This is a genomic window from Mesorhizobium sp. M1312 (assembly GCF_040318115.1).
In the GTDB taxonomy this organism is placed as follows: domain Bacteria; phylum Pseudomonadota; class Alphaproteobacteria; order Rhizobiales; family Rhizobiaceae; genus Mesorhizobium.
On the sequence record NZ_JAMYLQ010000016.1, the window covers coordinates 132,208 to 138,305 of the forward strand.

Consider the following 6,098-nt stretch of genomic DNA (forward strand, 5'->3'; position numbering starts at 1 on the left):
GCGATATTGCATGCGGCAAGCCAGCGCCTTACATCGGTGATGATCCCGCCTTTCCCCACTCAGCGAAAGATTGCCCATGCCGTCCACGAAAGCCGTCGACCTCGCCGCCCATCCGCTGACCACCTGGCAAGGGCCGCTCGGTTTGCCCGATTTTACCCGCATCGGCGAGGGCGATTTTTCTCCGGTCTTCGATGCGGCACTGAAGGCGCATGAGGCCGAGATCGAGGCGATATCAGGCAACGCCGAGATGCCGACCATCGAGAATACGCTCGCGGCGCTGGAGCTTGGCGGCGAGGCGCTCGACCATGTCTCGTCGATCTTCTGGTGCCGGGCCGGCGCCCACACCAACGAGGCGATCCAGGCGCTGGAGCGCGACATATCGCCAAAAATGTCGCGGCATTTCTCGGCGATCTCGATGAACGAGAGGCTGTTTGCCCGCATCGACGATCTATACCAGCGCCGCGAGGCCCTGAAGCTAGACGTGGAAACGCTGCGGGTACTGGAAAAGACCTGGAAAGGTTTTGTCCGCTCCGGCGCCAAGCTCGATCCCGAGGGCAAGAAGCGGCTGGCGACGATCAATGAGGAACTGTCGTCGCTCGGCACGACGTTCGGCCAGAACCTGCTTGCCGACGAGCGCGACTGGGCGCTGTTCCTCGACGAGGCCGATCTTGCCGGCCTGCCGGAATTCCTGAAAAGCGCGATGGCCGAGGCCGCCGAGATACGCGGCCAGAAAGGCCGCTATGCCGTCACCCTGTCGCGCTCGATCTACGAGCCGTTCTCGACCTTCTCCGAGCGCCGCGACCTGCGCGAGATCGCCTTCCGCGCCTTCACCATGCGCGGCCAGAATGGCGGCGCCACCGACAACACCGCCGTGGTGCGCGATATGCTGAAGCTCCGCGCCGAAAAGGCGAAGCTGCTCGGCTACGCTTCCTACGCCGCCCTGAAGCTCGACGACACCATGGCAAAGACGCCGGAGGCGGTGCACACGCTGCTCGACCCGGTCTGGGATAAAGCCTTGGAAAAGGCCGCAAGCGACCGGACCGAGTTGCAGCGGTTGGCGGCCGAGGCCGGCAGCAATGAAAAATTCGCCGCCTGGGACTGGCGCTTCTATCAGGAGAGGCTGCGCGCCGAGAAATTCGCCTTCGACGAGGCCGAGCTGAAGCCCTATCTGCAGCTCGACCGCATCATCGAAGCCTGCTTCGACGTGGCGACAAGATTGTTCGGCATTACCTTCGAGGAGAAGAAAGGCATTGTCACCTGGCATCCGGACGCACGCGTTTTCATCGTCAGGAATGCCGACGGCAGCGAGCGCGGTCTGTTCCTGGCCGACTATTTCGCGCGGCCCTCGAAACGCTCTGGCGCCTGGATGAGCGCGCTGAAATCCGGCTACAAGCTTGGCCATGGTTCGAACCCGGTCATCTACAACATCATGAATTTCGCCAAGCCGCCGGAGGGCGAGACAGCACTTTTGTCGGTCGACGAAGCCAAGACCCTGTTCCACGAATTCGGTCATGCCCTGCATGGCATGCTGACCGAGGTCACCTGGCCGTCGGTCTCCGGCACCTCGGTCAGCCGCGATTTCGTCGAACTGCCCTCGCAGCTCTACGAACATTGGCTGACCGTGCCGGCGGTGCTGGAAAAGCATGCGTTGCATGTCAAGACCGGCAAGCCGATGCCGAAGGCGCTGGTCGACAAGATGCTGGCGGCGCGCACCTTCGGCGCCGGCTTCGCCACGGTCGAATTCACTGCCTCGGCGCTGGTCGACATGGCCTACCATGCGCGGCCGGACGCGCCGGAAGAGCCGCTTCGTTTCGAAGCCGAAACGCTCGACAAGCTCAACATGCCCGACACTATCGCCATGCGGCATCGCACCCCGCATTTCGGCCACATCTTTGCCGGCGACGGCTATTCGGCCGGCTACTATTCCTACATGTGGTCGGAGGTGCTCGACGCCGATGCCTTCGCCGCCTTCGAGGAGACGGGCGATCCGTTCAATCCGGCGCTGGCCGAGCGGCTCAGGAAGAACATCTATGCCGCCGGCGGTTCCAAGGACCCGGAAGCGCTCTACACCGCCTTCCGCGGCAAGATGCCGTCGCCCGAAGCGATGATGGCCAAGCGCGGCCTAGTCTGAACAGCGAAGCTGCCAATCCTTGTGGGCAGGGGCTATCGCAGGTGGAAAGCCGAGGCTTTCGCTCTACGATGCACCCCCACCCCTAACCCCTCCCCACAAGGGGGAGGGAGACTTCCGTTGGCGCTGACCTCGGCAAAATTGGCGGGCTTTGGGTGCCAAAGGGAAAGTAAAGGGCGCGCGGCAGCGTTCCCCCCCCTTGTGGGGAGGGTTAGGGTGGGGGTCCTCTTCGCAAGAATCCAAACGCGATAGCCCCTCCCTTGTTGTGGCGAGATGGCAAAGAGGGCAGGCAGAGGGGCGCGCGACGGATGAGACGGTTCAATCGCCGCTGGCGCCTCGATGCCTTTCGCCAGCATCGCCGGATCGCCGAGGATGCGTAGCGTTTTCAGCCGGGCCGTGCCGCCGGCGACAACCGAGATGGCCGAACGCGGCACGCCCAGCGCCTTGGCGACCAGCCGTTCGAGCGCTTGATTGGCGGCGCCGTTTTCCGGCACGGCGCGGACGCGAGCCTTAAGGTGGCTTCGCCCGTCCGCCGACATCTCGCTGCCTTCGAGCCTGTCCATCGCCGCGTTCGGCGTCAGCCGGACGAACAGATCGACGCCCTCGTTACGCGAGCGAAACGGCCCAGTCATGGAATGCCTGGTCAGACGACCAGAGGCGCCACCGTGGTGAGCAGGAACTGCCGGAGGAAAAACAGAATCAGAAGCAGGATGATCGGCGAAATGTCGATCCCGCCGAGGTCGGGCAGGAAGCGGCGGATCGGCCGCAGCGCCGGCTCGGTCAGCCGGAAGAGCATGTTGCTGACGCTATCGACGAACTGGTTGCGCGAGTTGACGACGTTGAAGGCGTAGAGCCAGGAGAATATCGCCGAGGCGATGATAATCCACCAATAAATGTCAAGCGCCAGGACAATTGTCTGAATGAGGGCTATCATGCCGGTCTCCGATTGTTGCCGACATGTAGCCATTGCGGGCGAAAGCGGCAAGAGCCAGCTTCCGCGGCGCGCCAGGCCGGTGGCTGGCCGCGCGGTTTTGGGGCTAAACGCCGTCTTGACAGGAAAGCGCCGCGGCCGATAAATGCGCCATCCGCTGGACGGGGCTGTAGCTCAGCTGGGAGAGCGCGTCGTTCGCAATGACGAGGTCAGGAGTTCGATCCTCCTCAGCTCCACCAGTCGGATATGCAACCGTTTGCAGATTGTGGCGTCCCCTCTTCCACGCCCATTTCAGCTATTCGTGCCCGCCAAAATTGGTCTTTACCGGGGCGCGAAAGGATGCCTCCCGAAAGGCAGTGGCCGAAAATTCTCTCCAGCCGCTATGCCGCTGTTCAGCGCGAAAGGAATCGTCATGGCCAGGCTGGCCAGTTGCAAGCCGGCCCTGCGCCACGCACCTGCGAACCGGCGCGTCGCTTCATCACAATGAATGGCGACATTCGCGGGCGTGTACGGGATAATCCTTCCTTGGGCCTGTGTGCTGGAAGGCGCGAAAGGCAGCTACGGCGCAGCGAACCTTTACCGCGAAGGTGGCTGCCAGCCGGACTTTGGCAAGTGCCCGGTCCCGCTAGGTAGCGGCGATCTTGAGGAGCCTCTCATCATGAAGATCCCGTCCAGATTTGGTGCAGTCGCGGTTGCCGTCATCGTCGCCGCGGGAGTCAGCATTGCCAGCGCCGCGCAACTTAAGCGTGTGCAAACGCCGCCCGGCGAGCATGAAATGGTTTTACGCCGCGAATTGGCCGCAGCACGGGCCGAGCTGGAAATCATGCAGCGCAGGGCACGTGACGCAAGCGCCCAGGCGCACGCCTTGGCGAACACGGTGGCTAAGCAGGCACAAACCCTGGAAGAGCAGCAGCAAGTGGACGAAGCGCTGGAGACGGCGCAGCGCGTTATCGAAGACTTTAGGGCCGAAGCCCTTCTCTTGGACCGCGAGAGGGCCTCCGGAGCGCAGCCCTCCATGGAAGCCTCTCAGGGTGCTGCGAAGCGAGCGCTTGATGAGGCGAGGCGCAAGGTTGAATTCCTGGAACAGGAACTCACCACGGCTCGCCAAACGATCGACGCGCTTAAGACAGGCGCAAATCTGGCGGCGGTCGAGCAGGCCAATGCCATGAAGGACCGATCGGTGACCGAGGCCGCTCTAAAGCAAGCTGGAGAAGCACTCGAACTGGAACGCGAACGAGCAGATTCGGCCGTACGCGACCTCGATATCGTTCGCAAGCAACGCGACGCTTCAAAGCAGGTCTCGGCAGAGTTGAGTGCGGCGTTGGAGCAAGAGCGCAAGAGGGCCGCCGGAGCGCAAGCCTCTCAGCTTGCTGCGAAGCGAGCGCTTGATGAGGCGAGACGCAAGGTTGAATTCCTGGAACAGGAACTCACCACGGCTCGCCAAACGATCGACGCGCTTAAGACAGGCGCAAATCTGGCGGCGGTCGAGCAGGCCAATGCCATGAAGGACCGATCGGTGGCCGAGATCGCTCTAAAGCAAGCTGGAGAAGCACTCGAACTGGAACGCGAACGAGCAGATTCGGCCGTACGCGACCTCGATATCGTTCGCAAGGAACGCGACGCTTCAAAGCAGGTCTCGGCAGAGTTGAGTGCGGCGCTGGAGCAAGAGCGCAAGAGGGCCGCCGGAGCGCAGCCCTCCATGGAAGCCCCTCAGGATGCTGCGAAGCGAGCGCTTGATGAGGAGAGGCGCAAGGTTGAACTCCTGGAACAGGAACTCACCACGGCTCGCCAAAAGATCGACGCTCTCAAGACAGGCGCAAATCTGGCCGCGGTCGAGCAGGCCAATGCCATAAAGGACCGATCGGTGACCGAGACCGCTCTAAAGCAAGCTGGAGAAGCACTCGAACTGGAACGGGAACGAGCAGATTCCATGGAAGCCTCTCAAAGTGCTGCGAAGCGAGCGCTTGATGAGCAGAGGCGCAAGGTTGAACTCCTGGAACAGGAACTCACCACGGCTCGCCAGACCGTCGACGCTCTTAAGACAGGCGCAAAACTGGCAGCGGTCGAGCAGGCCAGTGCCATGAAGGGCCGATCGGTGACCGAGGCCGCTCTAAAGCAAGCTGGAGAAGCACTCGAACTGGAACGCGAACGAGCAGATTCCATGGAAGCCTCTCAAGGTGTTGCGAAGCGAGCGCTTGATGAGCAGAGGCGCAAGATTGAACGCTTGGAACAGGAACTCACCAGGGCTCGCCAGACCGTCGACGCTCTTACGACAGGCGCAGCGGTCGAGCAGGCCAATGCCATGAAGGGCCGATCCGTGACCGAGGCCGCTCTAAAGCAAGCTGGAGAAGCGCTCGAACTGGAACGCGAACGAGCAGATTCAGCCCTACGCGACTTCGATATCGTTCGAAAGGAACGCGACGCTTCAAAGCAGGTCTCGGCAGAGTTGGGCGCGGCGCTGGAGCAAGAGCGTGAAAAGGCTGCTGGTTTAGCCCGCAGCCTCAGTGCCGCGCGTGAGGCAATTGGCGTCGTGAAGGAGAAGCGTCGCACTGCGGCTGTGGCGCGCGCGCCGAAGGCACGTACCCCCGCGAGTGGACTTGCAAATACATCGCGTTCGAGCGCCCAACCAGCCCATAAACCGCGATTGCCGAAAAAACAGAAAGTGAAGGTCCAAAAGTCACCGCATCCTGTTCTGCCGGCAACCATCGCTCTTCCCGCCGCATTGCTTCCAACGCGGCCACTGAATAACTCGACCTACGCCAGTGAAGACCAATGAGTGAAGCCTCAGAGGAGAATGACAATGAAAAGGTACGTCGCAGCCGCGTTGACGATCGGGATCGCAATCGGGCCTGCCTCGGCTCAAGACACAGGCAGCGGAGGTAATGTCGGCGGTGCCGGGGTCGGTGCTGGCGCGAGCGCCGGCTCGCAAGGCGCATCCGTCGGGGCAGGCACGAGCGGTGCCGGGGTCGGTGCTGGCGCGAGCGCCGGCTCGCAAGGCGCATCCGTCGGGGCAGGCACGAGCGGTGCCGGGGTCGGTGC

Annotated in this window: 3 protein-coding genes, 1 tRNA gene and 2 pseudogenes; 4 read left to right on the plus strand and 2 right to left on the minus strand. The window is 62.5% G+C overall.

The annotated features are described in order from the left end of the window. Window positions 1-76: 76 nt before the first annotated feature. Complete coding sequence (locus NKH36_RS19575; RefSeq protein WP_352958041.1) at window positions 77-2,131, plus strand: M3 family metallopeptidase; 2,055 nt, start codon at window positions 77-79, stop codon at window positions 2,129-2,131. Between the two features lie 329 nt (window positions 2,132-2,460). On the opposite strand, the pseudogene NKH36_RS19580 reads toward NKH36_RS19575, so the two are convergent. Both NKH36_RS19580 and NKH36_RS19585 read right to left on the minus strand, forming a co-directional pair. Further along, a pseudogene (locus tag NKH36_RS19580) lies at window positions 2,461-2,760 on the minus strand (DUF167 family protein); the annotation flags it as partial. Window positions 2,761-2,771: 11 nt separating this feature from the next. After that, window positions 2,772-3,062: a YggT family protein gene (locus NKH36_RS19585; protein ID WP_023800489.1), complete on the minus strand. Its 291-nt coding sequence runs from the start codon at window positions 3,060-3,062 to the stop codon at window positions 2,772-2,774. 160 nt (window positions 3,063-3,222) lie between these two features. On the opposite strand from NKH36_RS19585, the gene NKH36_RS19590 reads away from it, so the two are divergent. The 3 genes and pseudogenes from NKH36_RS19590 to NKH36_RS19600 all read left to right on the plus strand — a co-directional run. Continuing rightward, a tRNA-Ala gene (locus NKH36_RS19590) sits at window positions 3,223-3,298 on the plus strand. A 248-nt stretch (window positions 3,299-3,546) separates the two neighbouring features. Further along, entirely contained in the window at window positions 3,547-5,835 is a 2,289-nt protein-coding gene (locus NKH36_RS19595) for a hypothetical protein (protein WP_352958040.1), read from the plus strand. A 24-nt stretch (window positions 5,836-5,859) separates the two neighbouring features. After that, a pseudogene (locus tag NKH36_RS19600) lies at window positions 5,860-6,098 on the plus strand (hypothetical protein); the annotation flags it as partial.